General features: G+C 72.9%; 12 protein-coding genes and 1 pseudogene. 9 read left to right on the top strand and 4 right to left on the bottom strand.

Annotated features, from left to right (window positions below; all coding sequences use genetic code 11):
* Positions 1-18: 18 nt before the first annotated feature.
* Positions 19-678 (bottom strand): lysophospholipid acyltransferase family protein, encoded by a 660-nt coding sequence (locus ACIHAD_RS31020; protein WP_397358193.1) that lies wholly within the window; start codon positions 676-678, stop codon positions 19-21.
* 257 nt (positions 679-935) lie between these two features.
* A complete protein-coding gene (locus ACIHAD_RS31015) occupies positions 936-1,550 on the bottom strand; it encodes a TetR family transcriptional regulator (protein ID WP_397358191.1) in 615 nt (204 codons plus the stop codon).
* 66 nt (positions 1,551-1,616) lie between these two features.
* On the opposite strand from ACIHAD_RS31015, the gene ACIHAD_RS31010 reads away from it, so the two are divergent.
* The 3 genes from ACIHAD_RS31010 (at position 1,617) to ACIHAD_RS31000 (ending at position 4,890) form a co-directional block, all read left to right on the top strand.
* Positions 1,617-3,575 carry a HelD family protein gene (locus ACIHAD_RS31010; RefSeq protein ID WP_397358190.1) on the top strand — a complete coding sequence of 653 codons (1,959 nt, stop codon included), beginning with the start codon at positions 1,617-1,619 and terminating at the stop codon, positions 3,573-3,575.
* A 93-nt stretch (positions 3,576-3,668) separates the two neighbouring features.
* On the top strand, positions 3,669-3,983 hold the full coding sequence (locus ACIHAD_RS31005; RefSeq protein ID WP_397358189.1) for a hypothetical protein: 315 nt from the start codon (positions 3,669-3,671) through the stop codon (positions 3,981-3,983).
* 418 nt (positions 3,984-4,401) lie between these two features.
* Positions 4,402-4,890, top strand: a complete 489-nt coding sequence (locus ACIHAD_RS31000) for a DUF5946 family protein (RefSeq protein ID WP_397358188.1) — start codon at positions 4,402-4,404, stop codon at positions 4,888-4,890.
* 140 nt (positions 4,891-5,030) lie between these two features.
* Here the strand turns inward: ACIHAD_RS31000 and ACIHAD_RS30995 are convergent, their stop codons facing one another.
* Both ACIHAD_RS30995 and ACIHAD_RS30990 read right to left on the bottom strand, forming a co-directional pair.
* Complete coding sequence (locus ACIHAD_RS30995; RefSeq protein WP_397358187.1) at positions 5,031-5,627, bottom strand: NUDIX hydrolase; 597 nt, start codon at positions 5,625-5,627, stop codon at positions 5,031-5,033.
* Positions 5,628-5,690: 63 nt separating this feature from the next.
* Positions 5,691-6,869, bottom strand: coding sequence for a cysteine desulfurase-like protein (locus ACIHAD_RS30990; protein WP_397358186.1), 1,179 nt, complete (start codon positions 6,867-6,869; stop codon positions 5,691-5,693).
* Positions 6,870-6,878: 9 nt separating this feature from the next.
* Between ACIHAD_RS30990 and ACIHAD_RS30985 the strand changes: the two genes are divergently transcribed.
* From ACIHAD_RS30985 to ACIHAD_RS30960, 6 genes and pseudogenes are all read left to right on the top strand, one after another.
* A complete protein-coding gene (locus ACIHAD_RS30985) occupies positions 6,879-7,934 on the top strand; it encodes a winged helix DNA-binding domain-containing protein (RefSeq protein WP_397358185.1) in 1,056 nt (351 codons plus the stop codon).
* A gap of 800 nt (positions 7,935-8,734) precedes the next feature.
* A pseudogene (locus tag ACIHAD_RS30980) lies at positions 8,735-9,637 on the top strand (RNA polymerase sigma factor); the annotation flags it as partial.
* 382 nt (positions 9,638-10,019) lie between these two features.
* Positions 10,020-10,778, top strand: a complete 759-nt coding sequence (locus ACIHAD_RS30975) for a class I SAM-dependent methyltransferase (protein ID WP_397358184.1) — start codon at positions 10,020-10,022, stop codon at positions 10,776-10,778.
* Between the two features lie 11 nt (positions 10,779-10,789).
* Positions 10,790-11,728 (top strand): adenosine deaminase, encoded by a 939-nt coding sequence (gene add / locus ACIHAD_RS30970; protein ID WP_397358183.1) that lies wholly within the window; start codon positions 10,790-10,792, stop codon positions 11,726-11,728.
* Positions 11,729-11,892: 164 nt separating this feature from the next.
* On the top strand, positions 11,893-15,774 hold the full coding sequence (locus tag ACIHAD_RS30965; protein ID WP_397358182.1) for a Pls/PosA family non-ribosomal peptide synthetase: 3,882 nt from the start codon (positions 11,893-11,895) through the stop codon (positions 15,772-15,774).
* Entirely contained in the window at positions 15,771-17,066 is a 1,296-nt protein-coding gene (locus ACIHAD_RS30960) for a M1 family metallopeptidase (protein ID WP_397358345.1), read from the top strand. Before ACIHAD_RS30965 ends, ACIHAD_RS30960 begins: the two co-directional genes overlap by 4 nt.
* Positions 17,067-17,103: the final 37 nt, after the last annotated feature.

The following is a 17,103-nucleotide window of genomic DNA, read 5'->3' as shown; positions in this document are numbered from 1 at the left end:
GAGCCTAGCGGTGATCCATCAGGTCGTCCCATTGGAAGCCTTGTGGCTGGAGGCGTAGGCGGGCACGTACTCCTGCCCGGACAGCTTCTGGACGGCCTCCATGATCTCGTCGGTGACCCGGCGACGGTCGCGCGCCTTGGTGTGGTCGCCCTCGAAGCGCATCGGCTCGCCGATGGAGATGCCGATCTTGGCGGGCCTGGGCACCTTCGACCCGACCGGCAGCACCTTCTCGGTGCCCGTGAGGGCCACCGGCAGCACGGGCGCGCCCGTCCTGAGCGCCAGCCAGGCCACGCCGACCTTGCCGCGGTAGAGGCGGCCGTCGGGGGAGCGGGTGCCCTCGGGATGGATGCCGAACAGCTCGCCGCGCTCCAGCAGCTCGGCGGCGGCGTCGAGCATCGCCTGGGCGGCGTGGGCGCTCTCGCGGTCGATCGGCAGGCTGCCGCCGAGCCGCATGAAGAAGCCGGAGACGGGGTTGCCGTCGAAGTACTCGTTCTTGGCGGTGAACGTGACGTGCCGGGGCAGCAGCGCGGGCAGCAGGAAGGAGTCGAGCACGGAGAGGTGGTTGGCCGCCAGGATGGCCGGGCCGACCCTCGGCACGTTCGCGGCGCCGGTGATGTGCGGCCGGCACATCGCGTGGGCGAGCGGCGCGGCGGCGAACTTGACCACTTCGTACAGCAACGGGCTCTCCTGGATCATGGGCAGTCGGCCTTGCCACCCTAAGGCAGCGGGACGCCCGGAAAGCTTTAAGGCCGATGTGGTGGTCGCCTCCTCGGCGAGATGCACAACACGGTTCCAGCCGAACGGTATTCCGTGAAGGCGGTAATTTGCGGCCCGGGGGACACAGCCACATCGGCATTTCCGAGTTAAGCACAGCCTCTGGCGTTGGAGGTAATCGTGCCCGCCGCATGGGACGCGCGTGACCTGCGCGCCGGGGCTCACGGCCGTGCCGGGCCGTCCGCGAGCAGCGCGAAGGCGTGTTCGGCGGCGCGTACCGCGTCGGCCTCGGCCTCGGGCAGGGGGCGCCCCTCGGCGAGCTGCGCCCAGGTGCGGCGGGCGAGCACCCGCTGCACGGCCAGCACCTGCGCGGCCAGCAGCGTGGCGGTCAGCTCGTCCATGGTCTCGGCCAGGGCCTCGGTCAGCTCGGCCTCGTCCTGGGTCATGTGGTGGAACAGCCGCACGGCCAGGCTGGGGGTGTCGAACACCATGCGGTGGAAGGCCAGCACCTCGGGGTGGTCGTTGAGGCCGGTGACCGGGTCGTGGGCGGCCAGGCCGTCGAGGTAGTGGCGGCGCAGCGCCGCGACCGGGTGCTCGCTTGGGTCTCGTCCGCGCACCACGCGGGCGGCCTCGCCCTTGTGGTCGGCGAACCGGTGCAGGACGAGGTCCTCCTTGGTCGGGAAGTACTTGAACAGTGTCGGCTTGGACACCCCGGCCGCCGCCGCGATCTCGGTCACCGGCACCTCGTCGAAGCCGCGTTCCAGGAAGAGCGCGATCGCCGCCGTGGAGATGGCCTCGTGCACCCGCTGCCGCTGCAGCTCCCGCAGTCCTGTCATGCCTACAGCCTAGCAAAGTGTTAACCTGGTCAATGGCTTAACCGAGTTAACACTTTTGGGGTGTGCATGGGAACGCTCGACGACGAACGGCGTCACCTCGAACGGTGCAGGGCAGGGCTGCGCAGGATGCTGGAGGGCGCGCGCGAGAACGTGATCGTCGGCGAGACCGTGGCCGGTGACCGCTACAGCGCCGAACGGCTCGGCCGCCACCTCAAGAGCCTGGCCAAGGAGCTGAGCGAGGAGCCCGACGGGCCGCCGTTCTTCGGCCGGCTGGACTTCGGCCAGGAGTCGGCCGAGCACCGCGGGCGGTCGTACCACATCGGCCGGCGGCACATCACCGGCGAGCACGGCGGCCCGCCCGTGGTGATCGACTGGCGCGCGCCCGTGGCGCGCGCGTTCTACCGCGCCGGCGCCCGCGATCCCCAGGGCGTCGAGGTACGCCGCCGTTTCGGCTGGTCGGGCAGCACGCTGACCGGCTTCGAGGACGAGTGTCTGGGCGCGGGGGAGGAGGGCGGCGGCGCGCTCCTGGCCGCCGAGATCGAACGCCCGCGCGTCGGCCCGATGCGCGACATCGTCGCCACCATCCAGCCCGAGCAGGACGACCTCGTCCGCGCCGACCTGGACACCACCATCTGCGTGCAGGGCGCCCCCGGCACCGGCAAGACCGCCGTCGGCCTGCACCGGGCCGCCTACCTGCTGTACGCCCACCGCCGGCGCCTCGAACGCTCCGGCGTCCTGGTGCTCGGCCCGAACCGGGCCTTCCTCGGCTACATCTCGGCCGTGCTGCCCGCGCTCGGCGAGGTGGACGTCGAGCAGACCACCCTCGAAGGGCTGCTCGGCGCCTACCCCGTACGGGCCGCCGACTCCGCTGCGGCCGCGGCGGTCAAGCACGACGCCCGCATGGCCGAGGTGCTGCGCCGCGCCCTGTACGGCCGCATCCGCAGGCCCGCCGAGCCCGCCGTGGTGGCCGACGGCTCCTACCGCTGGCGCGTCGGCGAGGACGAGCTGCGCCGCATCGTGGAGGACACCAGGCGGGCCGCGCTCCCGTACGGGGTCGGCCGCGAGCGGGTCAGGGCCAGGATGGTGGCGGCGATGCGCCGGCAGGCCGAGGCCCGCGGCCAGACGTGCAACGCCGCCTGGGAACGCCGGATCGGCCGCGCGGTCGCCCCTGCGCTCGACGCGACCTGGCCCGCCGCCCGCCCCGAGGACGTGCTGCACGAGGTGCTCAGCGCCCCGCCCGAGGGCCTGCTGACCGACGCCGAACGCGCCGCCCTCGCCTGGCCCCGCCCGCCGCGCGGCGTCAAGAGCGCCAAATGGACCGACGCCGACCTGGTGCTGCTGGACGAGCTGGCCTGCCTGCTCGAACGCCCCCGCGGCTACGGCCACGTCATCGTGGACGAGGCGCAGGACCTGTCGCCCATGCAGTGCCGCGCCGTGGCCAGGCGCAGCGAGCACGGCTCGCTGACCGTGCTCGGCGACCTGGCCCAGGGCACCACGCCGTGGGCGGCCGGGTCGTGGCCGGAGCACCTGGAGCTGCTCGGCAAGTCCGGCGGCCGGATCGTCGAGCTGACCACCGGCTTCCGCGTGCCCGGCGTGGTCGTGGAGCTGGCCAACACGCTGCTGGCCGCGCTCGACGCCGACGTCCCGCCCACCCGCTCCTACCGCTCCGACGGCAGGCTGCGGGTCATCGCGACGGCCGGGCTGGAGAAGGGGGTCGTGGAGGCCGTACGGGAGGCTCGCGGGTTCGAGGGGTCGATCGGGGTGATCGCGGCCGACGCGCACGTCGAGGCGATCACGTGCGCGCTCTGGAACGAGGGGCTGGACGTCGGGGAGCGGCTGAGCGTCCTGCCCGCCTCCATGTGCAAGGGCCTGGAGTACGACCACGTCGTCCTGGCCGAGCCGGCCGCCGTCGCCGCCGGGCCGCGCGGCCTCAACCGCCTGTACGTCGCCCTCACCCGCGCGGTCTCCCGGCTCGACGTCGTCCACGCCGAACCCCTTCCCCCTCAGCTTTCCCGCCCGTCATAAGCCCTCTGAAATGGGCAGATGTCTGGACTCGGCGGCTCGACAGGCCCACGGCTCTGGTGTGTGATGTGATTCACTTCACGAGGGAGCCGGAAGATGACCGCTTCGCAAGACCCGCCGCCAGGCGACGACGAGCACACACGTGAAGGGCGCCGGCCGCAACCGCCGCCCTACGGCCGGCCGCCGCAGCAACGGCAGGGCACCCAGATCCTGTCGATCATCGGGTTCGTCAGCGCCGCGGTGGCCATCCTGTTCATACCGATCCTGTTCGGTCTGGCCGGCATCGTGCTGGGCATCGTCGGCCACACCCGTGGCGAGCCCCTGGGCAAGTGGGCCGCCATCGCCGCCGCGGCCTGCATGGTCGTCGGCATGGTCCTCGGCGCGCTGGCCACGCGCGCGCTGGGCTCCTGACCCGCTGTGCCCGCGTGAATCCGCCGTCGCGCGGGCACAGGGAACGCCCCGCGGTGGGAGTCTCCCGTCTGTTCCACCACGGCCCTCCGGGCGGCCGGGCTCGTTCTTCGTCGTGCCTAGCGACGGCCGCGGCCGGCCAGCTTCACCACGGCCGGCACCAGAACGACGAGGACCGCCGGCAGCATGAGGATCACGGTGGAGCCGATGGTCATGACCTGCTCCTCGTTGAGCGGAACATCGCGTTCGTCCTCACGGTGAACCGTCGCTCCTCGCTTCGATGAAGTGTCAAGCCGCCACTCCTTCGCGGGCACGGTTGTCGCTGTGGACCAGTCCGTTCACCTGCCCTGGCCTGGTAGGACATCAGACGGAACCGATATCCCGTCGACACGGCTGTCGCCGCCCGCCTAAGTTGCAGATCATGACAGAGAGCCCCGCCGGCGGTCGGTGCGACTGCGGCGCAGTTGCCGGCCCGCTGGGCGCATGCGTGGACTACTACCACGCCGTCCTCTCTGAGGAGCAGGCCGATCCGCACATGTACAGGTGGCACGCGCCTGTCGTCTGCGCGTATCTCCTGCAGCATCCTGCTGGAGCCCACGAGAAGTACCTCGACGGTCAGTTCCGCCAGTTGCAGCTCTTCCTGGACAAGGGCCTCGACGCGCTGCTTCGCGTGGCGGCTCATCAGGTGGCGCGGAACAATCACAGGGCGCGGGCGGGCTACGACACGAGCCCGTTGGCGGCGTACGAGCCACTCCCGCCGGGCGGACCTCCCGGGCACTTCCGCGCCACGTTCTGCGGGTTGCCGTTCAGGGACGGCAGCTTCGTGTCCGACGGGCACCTGACCTACGGACACCGCATCGAGACCATCGCCGAAGCGACTGTGGACTCCTGGAGATCTCTCCGGGCCTGAGGGCTCATCCCCGGAGGCGGAACGCGTCACGCCCTCGGAGCACCATGGGGGAGATGATCTCCTCTCCTGCCACCGGAGGGATGCGAGGTTCGGGTCGGAGGCGGCAGGGTTCCGGCGGGCCAGGTTCGCGGTCTGGCTCGTCAGGTTCTCGTCCAGTGGGGTTGGGCGACGTCGAACACCCGCTGTTCGCGTCCGCGCAGCGCCACCTCGGCGAACTGCCACAGGATCGCCCCGGTCGGCGCGTGGATCACGATGTCCGGGCCGAGCGGCATCTGCAGCAGCTCGCCCTGCCAGCGCGGCACCCCGGGCGCGAGGAAACGTTCCAGCGGGACCGCGTGCACCGAGGCCACCTCGTGGGCATCCCCCACCGGCTCCTGCCGGCCCCCGAACGCCACCACAGGAGTGATCACGAACCCGGAGTCGGCGACGAAGTCGTCGAGCAGCCCGGCCACCTCCACGCCGGTCACCCCGACCTCCTCGGCCAGCTCCCGCAGCGCCGCCTCCACCGGCTGCTCGCCCTCGTCGAGCCGCCCGCCGGGCAGCGCCCACTGCCCGGGGTTGCGTCCGCGCGCCGCCCTGCGGATCAGCACCGTGTACGGGACGCGCCCGGCGTCCTCCAGCACGCACACCGTCACGGCCGCCCGGCGCACACCTGAGGCGGGCGGCACCTCCCGGCGGTCGAAGGCGGCGAGATGAGCGGTGACCTGCTCGCGCAGCGCGTCGATCGGGGGCAGCATCCCCTCAGGATCTCACGCCACCCCCACCCGGCCACCGCACCGGAACGCGGGACGCCGGAGGCGTCAGGAGAGGCGGGCCACTCCTTCCAGGAGGCGGGACACGTCCGAGTGGTCGTTGTAGTGGACCAGTCCCGCGCGGACGGCGCCGCCCGAGTCGCGCAGGCCCAGGGCGCCGGTCAGTTCCCAGGCGTAGTTGTGGCCGTTCCAGACGTTCACCCCCAGGCCGGCCAGGTGCTCGGCGACCTGGCGCGGGGTGTGGCCGGCGACGGTGAAGTAGGCGGTCGCGGTGCGCCGGGCGGGCTTGCCGTGCAGGGTGACGTGGGGCATCGTCTCCAGGCCGGTGATCAGGCCGGCGAACAGCTCCAGCTCGTGCTCCTCGGCGGCGGCCATGGAGGCGAGGAGACGTTCGCGGCGGGTGCCGGAGCCGGGCACCATGGCGGCCAGGTGGTCGACGGCCGCGGTCACCCCGGCCAGGTCGGCGAACGCGGACGTACCCGTCTCGAACCTCTCCGGCACGGTGTCGGGAGAGGGGCGTAACTTGGCCGGCCGGACCGTCTCCAGCAGGGCAGGGTCGGCCACGACGGCCCCCACGTGCGGCCCCGACCATTTGTAGGCGCTGGTGGCGTAGAGGTCGGCGCCCAGCGCCCGCATGTCCACCGGGCCGTGGGGGGTGGCGTGCACGCCGTCCACGTACAGCAGGGCGCCCGCGCGGTGCGCCAGCTCGGCGATGGCGGGCAGGTCGGGACGGGTGCCGAGGATGTTGCTCGCCGCCGTCACCGCGACGACCTTGGTCCGCTCCCCGATGAGGCCGGCGTACTGGTCGACCGGGAGTTCGCCGGTCACCGGGTCCACCTCGGCCCAGCGGACGGCGGCGCCCGTCTGGGTCCAGGGGCGTACGTTCGCGTCGTGGTCGAGCCTGGAGACCACCACCTCGTCGCCGGGGCCGGTCAGCGCCCTGGCCAGCCGGTACGTCAGCGTCGTCATGTTCGGGCCGAGGATCACCCCGTCGGGATCGCCGCCGACCAGGTCCGCGACGGCGGCACGGCAGGCGGCGACGATCTCGTCCGCCCGGTGGCTGGCGGGAAAGGCCCCGCCCACGTTGCCGAGCCCGGCCCGGTAGGCGCCGGAGATGGCGTCGATCACCGATTGTGGCGTCTGGGTGCCGGCCGCGCCGTCAAGGTAGGCGAAGCCATCAGAAAGCGCAGGATAGGAGGAACGTACGGACTCCAGGGGGAAAGGCATGATAAGTAGATGCTCACCCTCAGAGACCTCAACCGCGCCACCTTGGCCAGGCAGCACCTCCTCGCCCGGCACAGGGGGCAGCCGGCCGACATCGTGCACCGGCTGGCCGGGCTGCAGGCGCAGGAACCGCGGCCGCCCTACCTGGGGGTGTGGACGCGGCTGGAGGGGTTCGTGCGAGAGGACCTGCACGACTCGCTGCACGCCGGCGGCCTGGTGCGGGCGACGATGATGCGGGCCACGCTGCACCTGGTGACGGCGGATGACTTCGCGGCGTTCCGTCCGCTGCTGCGTCCCATGCTGGCGGCCGCGGCGCGCCGGTTCGAGGGCGTCGACTTCGAGGCCGCCGCCGCGGTCGCCGACCGGCTGCTCGCCGACGGGCCGCTCACGTTCAACGAACTGCGGCCCCTGCTGCTGAACGAGTTCCCCGGCGCGGACGAGCGGGTCCTCGGGTACGCCGTGCGCATGATGACGCCGCTGGTCATGGTGCCGACGCAGGACCGGTGGAGCTTCCCTCGCGAGTCCGCCTTCGGCCTGCCCGGCGTCGAACTGGACCCGGCGCCCAGCATCGAACGCCTGGTCGAGCGGTACCTCGCCGCGTTCGGGCCGGCCACGCCCGCCGACGTACAGACCTGGTCGGGGCTGGGCGGGCTGCGGACCGTCATGAAGGGGATGGACCTGGAGAGGCTCGCCGACGAGAGGGGACGCGAGCTGTTCGACCTGCCCGGCGCGCCGCGGCCGGGGGGCGACGTGCCCGCGCCGGTGCGGTTCCTGCCCGACTTCGACAACCTCGTCCTGGGGCACGCCGACCGTACGCGGGTGCTGGCGGACGAGTTTCGGCCGCTCGTCGCGACCAAGAACCTGCGGATCAAGGCGACCTATCTGGTGGACGGGTTCGCGGCGGGGACCTGGCAGATCAAGCGGTCCGGCAAGAAGGCCAAGCTCATCATCAGCCCCTTCGCCGTGCCGACGCCCCTGGACGTCCTGGAGGAGGAGGGACTGGCGCTCCTCGCCTTCGCCGAACCGGACGCCGCCGACTACACCCTCGAACACGCCCCACCGAACTGACCACCCCAAGTACGCCCTCCCTCGGGGGCACTTGCCGCTCCTTGCCCTCGGCTGGTTCATGGACCGTTGGTGCGCTCGTTCCCACCCCACCTTCCTCGTCGGCGGAACTGTCGGTGGCGTGTGGGACCTTGAGAGCGGCGTGATGGGGAGCCGGCCGAAGAGCTCTACGACGACCTCGTCACGGAACGCCTGACCAGGGCCGAGGTGAGCATGGGCCGCATGCCGCGCGGCGGCCGCTGCGTGGCGGCCTCGACGGGGTGGTGTGGGGCGTCTTGTGCCTGCGGTCCAAACGGGATGGGGGGCGGTTTTGTGGGTGGTGGCCCTCATGGGTGCTGTGTTCGTGTCTGGTGACCGCGCGCGTTCGTCCGGAGATCGCCGCAGACGCACCGCCCCGCACAGCACGGCGACATCTGCTCGGTGTGTGCCCTGTCGCAGTCGGGCGTCTTCTGGAGTGCCGTGGGTCGGAGGGGGTGGCCAAGAGGTGACGGGCTTGGGGTGCTGGTCAGGGGGCAGATGCCGGGGGCGGCCCAACTGTGATCGGCGTTCCGTCGAAGCCGCGTTCGAGGAAGCGTTGGGTAGCCTGGTCAGAGACGGCCCTGCCAGGCCCCGCTTCTTCCGTTCCCTCATGCCTTGAAGGTTCCGACGCCTATCGGCCCGCTACGTTCCCCCGCCGGCCCTGCCCGCAGGCCGGCTCAGTCACTGAGCGTCCACCCAACGCGAGCGAGGAGAGAATTTTGTCCCAAGCAGCAGAGGTTCTCGAACTGGACGACACCATCGCCGACGGTGGCACGGCCGTCGGCGCCGACTCGGTCAAGACCTATCTGAAGGAGATCGGGCGCGTCCCGCTGCTCACCGCCGAGCAGGAGATCGAGCTGGCCAAGCGCATCGAGGCCGGCCTGTTCGCCAGGGAACGGCTCGACAGCGACCCCGGCCTGCCCTCCGAGTTGCGTGCCGACCTGGAGTGGATCGCCGACGACGGCCTTCGTGCCAAGCGCCGCATGCTGGAGGCCAACCTCCGGCTCGTCGTCTCCATCGCCAAGCGTTACACCGGCCGGGGCATGCTCTTCCTCGACCTGATCCAGGAGGGGAACCTCGGCCTGATCCGGACGATCGAGAAGTTCGACTACCGGCTCGGCTACAAGTTCTCCACCTACGCCACCTGGTGGATCAAGCAGGCCATCACCCGTGCCATGGCCGACCAGGCCCGTACGATCCGCATCCCCGTGCACATGGTCGAGCTGATCAACAAGGTGGCCCGGGTGCAGCGCCGCCTGCAGTCCGACCTGGGCCGCGAGCCCACCCCCGAGGAGATCGCCGCCGAGACCGATCTCGACGTCGAACGGGTGGCCGAGGTGCAGAGCTACGGCCGGGAGCCGATCTCGCTGAGCACGCCGCTCGGCGAGGAGGGCGACAGCGAGTTCGGCGACCTCATCGAGGACACCGAGGCGGTGTCCCCGGCCGACGCGGTGTCGTTCACGCTGCTGCAGCAGCAGTTGCACAGCCTGCTCGACCAGCTCTCCGAGCGTGAGGCGGGCGTGATCACCATGCGCTACGGCCTGGCCGACGGCAAGCCGCGTACCCTCGACGAGATCGGCCGCGTCTACGGCGTCACCCGTGAGCGCATCAGGCAGATCGAGGCCAAGACCATGTCCAAGCTCCGCCACCCCTCCCGGGCCATGGCGCTGCGCGACTACCTGAGCTGACCGTTCGAGCCCGGGAGCACCACGTGACGCGCTGAGCAGGGGCTCGCCGTGTGGACGTGGAGCGTCACCGCCCTGTCGACCGAACCAACCGCCGCAGCGCCGGCGAGACCAGCGACAGGCGCGACCTCCGTCCACCTTGGCGACGGCCACCCCAGCACCGCGTCACGCCACGGCCCGCCGCCCGGCGCCCGCACGCCCGCGTCCAGGATAACCCGAGGTCAGGGGCCTGGCGCCAGAGGAACCCGAGGCCCGAAGCCGGGGAAGCACGGGCTGCGGGATTGCAGGGGGAGAGCCATAAGGGTGGGAAAGAAGGGGTAAACGGGGGATCATCAGTGAGGCGAGCTCGGAGCGCACCCGATGGGCCGGACCTACTCTGCCCAACGTGAAACGCTCCCGTACGAGCCTCGTCCACCAGGCCGCCTACGCGTTCCGGCACCCCCACAGGATCGCCCCCCACCTGCGCCGGCTGGCCCGCGACGCCTGGTTCAGGCTCCGCACCCACGACCACGTCGCCTACTACCGCGCCGTCATGAGGTCCGACACGGCCCGTGACCCCGAGGGCGCCGTGGGCTCGCACAAGCACCGGCGCTGGCTCGCCCTGGGACGCATGCAGTTCGACTACCTGGTGGAGCACGGGCTCAAGCCCGACTGCCGGATGCTGGAGATCGGCTGCGGGAACCTGCGCGCCGGCCGCCTGTTCATCGGCTACCTGTTCACCGGCAACTACTACGGCATCGACATCTCGCCCGACATCCTGCTGGCCGCCCAGGACACGATTGAGAAGCACGCTTTGCAGGACAAGCTGCCGTACCTGGCGCCGGTGCGCGACCTGCGGCTGGCGTTCCTGCCGGACGAGTACTTCGACGTCGTCCACGCCCACAGCGTCTTCTCGCACTCGCCGATCGAGGTCATCGAGGAGTGCTTCGCCCACGTGGGCCGGGTCATGAAACCGGACGGCTGGTTCGACTTCACCTTCGACAGGACCGAGGGGCAGGAGCATCACGTCCTGCGCGAGGACTTCTACTACCGCACCGAGACGCTGGTCGAGCTGGCCCACCAATACGGGCTCAAGGCGACGTTCATGGACGACTGGGAGCAGGGCCCACATAAACAGTCGAAAATCCGCATCACCCGGCGATAACCTCTCGGAGAGTGAGAGACCTCCGCCTGTTGCCCAAGGCCCACCTGCACGTCCACCTGGAGAGCACCGTACGGCCCGGGACCGTGCGCGAGCTCGGCGGCCCGCCCGAGCCCGAAGGAAGGTTCACGAGCTTCCGCGAGTTCGCCGACCAGCGGGCCAAGGTACGCGACCTGCTGCGCACGCCCGAGCACTTCCGGCGCGTCGCCCTGGAGTTCTGCGAGGACGAGGCCGCCCAGGGCACCCGCTACGTCGAGGTCACCTTCACCGCCGCCGCCCACGGGGAGCGGCTGGGCGCGCCGGAGATGCCGCTGGAGGCGGTGCTCGACGGCCTGGCCGAGGGCAGGCGGTACGGCATCGAGTCCAGGGTGCTGCTCGACCACTCCAGGCGGCGGCCCGTGGAACGGTTGTGGCGGACGTACGAGCTGGCCACCCGCCACGACGAGGTGATCGGCCTCGGGCTCGCGGGCGACGAGGCATATCCGCTCGCGCCCTTCGCCGAGGTGTTCGCCGCGGCCGGGGACGCGGGCCTGCACCTGGTGCACCACGCGGGCGAGGCGGCCGGGCCGGCCAGCATCCGCGAGGCGCTGGACCTCGGCCGCACCGAGCGGCTCGGCCACGGCATCCGGGTGCTGGACGACCCGGCGCTGGTGGCCGAGGTGCGCGAGCGCGGCGTCCCGCTGGAGGTCTGCCCCACGTCGAACGTCCTGCTCGGGCTCGTGCCGTCGCTGGCCGAGCATCCGCTGCCGCGCCTGCGCGAGGCGGGGCTCGCGGTCACGGTCAACACCGACGGCGAGACGGCACTGGCCGACGAATACCAGCGGCTGCGTGAGGTCTTCGGGTACGGCGACGACGTCCTGGCCGAGCTGGCCCGCGCGTCGATCACGGCTTCCTTCGCTCCCGGCGCGCTCAAGACGGACCTGCTGGCCGCCGTCGACACCTGGCTCCACTGACCTGCCCGTTCCGGCGCGCCCGCCAGGTGCGGCGATCTCCGTCACATCGTGGAATAGTTGGCGAATCTACGACCGTTGCGAACGGAGGTGGCGCGAACGCCACGACAGTGGCAGGCCGCGGCATGGATGGTCCGGGGCCGACCGCCCGACCGAAGGAGCAGCGTTTGCGTACCGACCCGGCAGACTTACGACTCAGGACCGCGTCGGCGGTCTATCCCGCGGGCATGCTGGCCTCGCCGCCCCGCACGCTGATCGACATCCTCGACGAGACCACCCGCCGCCACCCCGAGGCGCCCGCGCTGGACGACGGCGCCGTGTGCCTGGACTACCGGTCGCTGCGCGCCGAGGTCGCCCGGGTCGCCGCCGGCCTCGCCGCGGCCGGCGTCGGGCGCGGGTCCAGGGTCGGCGTGCGCATCGCCTCCGGCACCGCCGAGCTGTACGTCTCCATCCTCGCCGTGCTCGCGGCCGGCGCCGCCTACGTCCCCGTGGACGCCGACGACCCGGACGAACGTGCCGAACTCGTCTTCGCCGAGGCCGCCGTGGACGCCGTCCTCACCGGCGGCCCACCCACACGGGTCCGAAAACCGGCACAGGCCGCGGACGCGAAGGCGGCGCAGGTCCGAACGGCGGTGCGTGAAGCGCCCACCCCGGACGACGACGCCTGGATCATCTTCACCTCCGGCTCCACCGGCAGGCCCAAGGGCGTGGCGGTGACCCACCGCTCGGCCGCCGCGTTCGCCGACGCCGAAGCCGGACTCTTCCTCCAGGACCGGCCGCTCGGCCCCGGTGACCGGGTGCTGGCCGGGCTGTCGGTGGCCTTCGACGCCTCCTGCGAGGAGATGTGGCTGGCCTGGCGGCACGGCGCCTGCCTGGTCCCCGCCCCCAGGGCGCTCGTGCGCACCGGCATGGACCTGGCCCCCTGGCTGGCCGAGCAGGGCGTCACCGCCGTCTCGACGGTGCCCACGCTGGCCGCGCTCTGGCCCGCCGCGCACCTCGACGGCATCCGGCTGCTCATCTTCGGCGGCGAGGCGTGCCCGCCCGAGCTCGCCGAACGGCTGGCCGTCCCCGGACGAGAGGTGTGGAACACGTACGGGCCCACCGAGGCGACCGTGGTGGCCTCGGCCGCCCGGCTGACGGGGGAGGGCCCCGTACGCATCGGGCTGCCCCTGGACGGCTGGGACCTGGCCGTGGTGGACGGCGCGGGCGAGCCGGTCGCCATGGGTGAGACCGGCGAGCTGATCATCGGCGGCGTGGGCCTGGCCCGCTACCTCGACCCGGTCAAGGACGCCGAGAAGTACGCGCCGCTGCCGTCCCTGGGCTGGGAGCGCGCCTACCGCAGCGGCGACCTCGTCCGGGCCGAGCCCGAGGGCCTCGTCTTCGCCGGCCGCGCCGACGACCAGGTGAAACTGGGCGGACGCCGGATCGAGCTCGGCGAGGTGGACGCCGCCCTGAACGCGCTGCCCGGCGTCACCGGCGCGGCCGCGGCCGTCCGGACTGCGGGCGGCGGGCACCAGGTGCTCGTCGGCTACGTCGTGACCGGACCCGGCTTCGACGCCGGACGGGCCCGCGAACTGCTGGCCGGCTCGCTGCCCGCCGCGCTCGTGCCCCGCCTGGCCCCCGTGGACGCGCTGCCCACCAGGACCTCCGGCAAGATCGACCGCGACGCGCTCCCGTGGCCGCTGGACGGCCCGGCGGACGCGGCCGACGGCCTGAGCCCGACCGAGGCGCTGCTGGCCGAGCAGTGGGCCGAGATCCTGGGCGTGCGTCCGGACGGGCCCGGCTCGGACTTCTTCGCCGACGGCGGCACCAGCCTGGCCGCCGCCCGCCTGGTCTCCGTGCTGCGGGCCACGCACCCCGACACGGCGGTCGGCGACGTCTACGCGCACCCGACCCTCGCCGGACTGGCGGAGCTGCTGGCCTCCCGAGGCGGGACGCCGGCCCCCGCGCACGCAGAGGCGGCCCCCATGCCCGCGCGCGCCGCGCTGGCGCAGACCGCGCTCATGATCCCCCTGCTCACCGTGGGCGCGCTGCGCTGGGTCGTGCCACTGGCCGCGCTCGGCAACGTGCTCGCCCCGCCGTGGGCGCCGACGTTGTCGTGGTGGTGGGTGACGCTGGGCGCGCTGGCGTTCGTCACCCCCATGGGACGCATGGGCCTGTCGGCGGCGGTCGCCCGGCTGCTGCTGCGCGGCGTGCGTCCCGGCGCCCACCCGCGCGGCGGCGGCGTGCACCTGCGGCTGTGGTTCGCCGAGCGGTTCGCCGAACGGCTCGGCGTCCCCGACCTGGCCGGCGCGCCCTGGATGGCCTGGTACGCCCGCCTCCTCGGCGCCACCGTCGGCCAGGACGCCGACCTGCACTCGCCCCCGCCGATCACCGGCCTGCTCAAACTGGGCCGGGGCGCCTCCGTCGAGCAGGAGGTCGACCTCGCCGGCCACTGGTACGACGGCGACCTGCTGCACGTCGGCGAGATCCGCATCGGCGCGGGCGCCACGGTCGGCTCCCGCTCGACCCTGCTGCCCGGCGCGCGCGTCGGCAAGAACTCGCAGGTCGCCCCCGGTTCGGCGGTCGCCGGGACGGTTCCGTCCGGTGAGCGCTGGGCCGGCGTCCCGGCCTTCCGCCAGGGCAAGCCGCGCCGCTCCCGCCCGGCCGGGCGCGCCGCCCGGTCCCGCCCGTGGGTCGCGCTGTACGGGGTGAGCGCGATCCTGCTCAGCCTGCTCCCGGTGGCCGCCGCCGGCGCCGCGCTCGCCGTCCTGGCGGCCTTCGCCGGGGACGAGCCCACGCTCGGCGGCGCGCTGGCCGCCGCCCTGCCCGCCGTGCCGCTGGCCACGGTCGCCGGAATGGCCGTCTTCGCGCTGGTCACGCTGGCCGGCGTGCGGCTCCTGGGCTTGGGGTTGAACCCGGGGCACCACCCGGTGCACAGCCGCCCGGCCTGGCAGGCGTGGGTCACCGGCAGGCTGATGGCCTCGGCCCGGGTGTGGCTGTTCCCGCTGTACGCCAGCGTCCTGACTCCCGTCTGGCTCCGGGCGCTCGGCATGAAGGTGGGCCGCGGCGCCGAGCTGTCCACGGTGCTCGCCCTGCCCACGATGACCTCCGTCGGCGACGGCGCGTTCCTGGCCGACGACACCATGGTGGCCCCGTACGAGCTGGACGGCGGCTGGATGCGCCTGGCCTCGGCCCGGATCGGCAAGCGCGCCTTCCTCGGCAACTCGGGCATGACCGCCCCCGGCCGCAAGGTGCCCAAGGACGGCCTGGTCGGCGTGTTGTCGGCGACGCCCAAGAAGGCCAAGTCGGGCTCCTCGTACGTGGGCATGCCGCCCATGGAGCTGCGCCGCACCGCCGAGGAGGCCGACCGCAGCAGGACCTACGACCCACCCGCGCGGTTCAGGGCGGCGCGGGCGCTGGTCGAGGTGTGCCGGGTGGTGCCCGCGATGGGCGTGGTCGCGCTGGCCGTCCTGGCCGTGGCGGCCTTCGAGTGGCTCGCCGCAGGATACGGCTTCGCCGTGGCCGCCGCGCTGGGCGGCCTGGTCGTGCTGGCCGCCGGGGTGCTCGCCGCGGCGGTCGCGACGGCCGCCAAATGGGCGCTGGTCGGCCGGATCTCGGCCGGGAACAGGCCGCTGTGGAGCTCGTTCGTGTGGCGCAACGAGCTGGCGGACAACTTCGTCGAGGTGCTGGCGGCGCCCTGGTTCGCCCAGCCGTGGCTGGGGACGGCCCCGCTGAACGTGTGGCTGCGTTCCCTCGGGGCACGCATCGGGCGTGGGGTCACGTGTGAGACGTACTGGCTGCCGGAGGCGGATCTGGTGACACTGGGCGACGGCGCGTGCGTCAACCGGGGGTGCGTGCTGCAGACGCACCTGTTCCACGACCGCGTCCTGAGCATCGACACGGTGACGCTGGAGGCCGGCGCGACGCTCGGTCCCCATGGCGTCGTCCTGCCCGCCGCGCGGGTGGGCGCCGGCACGACGGTCGGGCCGGCGTCCCTGGTGATGCGCGGCGAGGCGCTGCCCGGCGGCAGCCGGTGGTTCGGCAACCCCGTCTCGGCGTGGCGATGACGTCGTACTTCCCGGGGCACGGCGACCACCGGTACGCGGTCGAGCACTACGAGCTGGCGCTGCACTACCGGGTCGCGGCCAACCGGCTCGACGGCACGGCCCGCCTGACGGTCTCGGCCGCCGAGCCGCTCGGCGACCTGGGCCTCGATCTCGGCCACTTCCGCGTCTCGGGCGTCACCGTGGACGGCCGGGCCGCCCGCCACAGCCACGGCCAGGGCAAGCTGCGACTCAGCCTGCCCAGGCCGCTGGCCGCCGGGGCGCGGGCCGTCGTCGAGGTGCGGTACGCGGGCACGCCCGTGCCGGTCCGCAGCCCGTGGGGCGGGCTCGGCTGGGAGGAGCTGACCGACGGCGCGATCGTGGCCGGCCAGCCGATCGGCGCGCCCTCCTGGTTCCCGTGCAACGACCGGCCGGACGACAAGGCGTCCTACCGGATCTCGGTGACGACGGCCCCGGCGTACCAGGTGATCGCGAACGGCGTGCTCACCGCCAGGCGGCGGGCGGCCGGGACCACCACGTGGGTCTACGAGCAGGCCGAGCCGATGGCGACGTACCTGGCCGGCGTGCAGATCGGGCGCTACCAGCTCTCGGAGGTGGCCGGGACGCGGCTGGCCCATCCCGCGCGGCTGGCCGCCCGCGTCCGGCACGACTTCGGCCGGCAGGGCGAGATGATGACGCTGTTCGGCGAGCTGTTCGGGCCCTACCCGTTCAGCGGCTACACCGTCGTCGTGGCCGACGACGATCTGGACATCCCGGTCGAGGCGCAGGGCATGTCGATCTTCGGCAGGAACCACGTCGACGGCGTGCGCGGCTCCGAGCGGCTGGTCGCGCACGAGCTGGCGCACCAGTGGTTCGGCAACAGCCTCACCGTGGCGCGGTGGGCCGACATCTGGTTGCAGGAGGGGTTCGCCACGTACGCGGAGTGGCTGTGGTCGGAGCGGTCGGGCGGCCCGCCCGCGGACGAGCACGCGCTGCGCTGGCATCGCAGGCTCGCCGCGCTGCCGCAGGACTTCGTGCTGGCCGACCCCGGCCCGGTGGCGCTGTTCGACGACCGCGTCTACAAGCGCGGCGCGCTGACCCTGCACGCCCTGCGCCGGGCCGCCGGGGACCAGGTGTTCTTCGCCGTCCTGCGCTCCTGGGCCGAGAGCCGCCGGTACGGCAGCGTCACCACGGAGGAGTTCGCCGCGCACGCCGAGCGGCACGTCCCGGCCGCCGCCCTGCTGACGGCCTGGCTGCGCGACCGGCCCCTGCCACCGGTGGCGGGCGGCACCCTGACCCGCGACCGCGGCGCCTGACGGCATCGCCGAGGCGGCGCTGACCTGGTCGGACGGT

It is taken from the genome of Nonomuraea sp. NPDC052265 (assembly GCF_044547985.1).
Classification (GTDB): Bacteria; Actinomycetota; Actinomycetes; order Streptosporangiales; family Streptosporangiaceae; genus Nonomuraea.
This window is presented reverse-complemented; position numbering and strand designations above follow the sequence as displayed.

What these genes read in the sequence shown, in the direction of transcription:
- ACIHAD_RS30990 (WP_397358186.1), bottom strand. Translation starts at nt 6,869, where the DNA reads ATGCCTTTCCCCCTGGAGTCCGTACGTTCCTCCTATCCTGCGCTTTCT.
- ACIHAD_RS30960 (WP_397358345.1), top strand. Translation starts at nt 15,771, where the DNA reads ATGACGTCGTACTTCCCGGGGCACGGCGACCACCGGTACGCGGTCGAG.
- ACIHAD_RS31015 (WP_397358191.1), bottom strand. Translation starts at nt 1,550, where the DNA reads ATGACAGGACTGCGGGAGCTGCAGCGGCAGCGGGTGCACGAGGCCATC.
- ACIHAD_RS30995 (WP_397358187.1), bottom strand. Translation starts at nt 5,627, where the DNA reads ATGCTGCCCCCGATCGACGCGCTGCGCGAGCAGGTCACCGCTCATCTC.
- ACIHAD_RS30985 (WP_397358185.1), top strand. Translation starts at nt 6,879, where the DNA reads ATGCTCACCCTCAGAGACCTCAACCGCGCCACCTTGGCCAGGCAGCAC.
- ACIHAD_RS31010 (WP_397358190.1), top strand. Translation starts at nt 1,617, where the DNA reads ATGGGAACGCTCGACGACGAACGGCGTCACCTCGAACGGTGCAGGGCA.
- ACIHAD_RS31000 (WP_397358188.1), top strand. Translation starts at nt 4,402, where the DNA reads ATGACAGAGAGCCCCGCCGGCGGTCGGTGCGACTGCGGCGCAGTTGCC.
- ACIHAD_RS31005 (WP_397358189.1), top strand. Translation starts at nt 3,669, where the DNA reads ATGACCGCTTCGCAAGACCCGCCGCCAGGCGACGACGAGCACACACGT.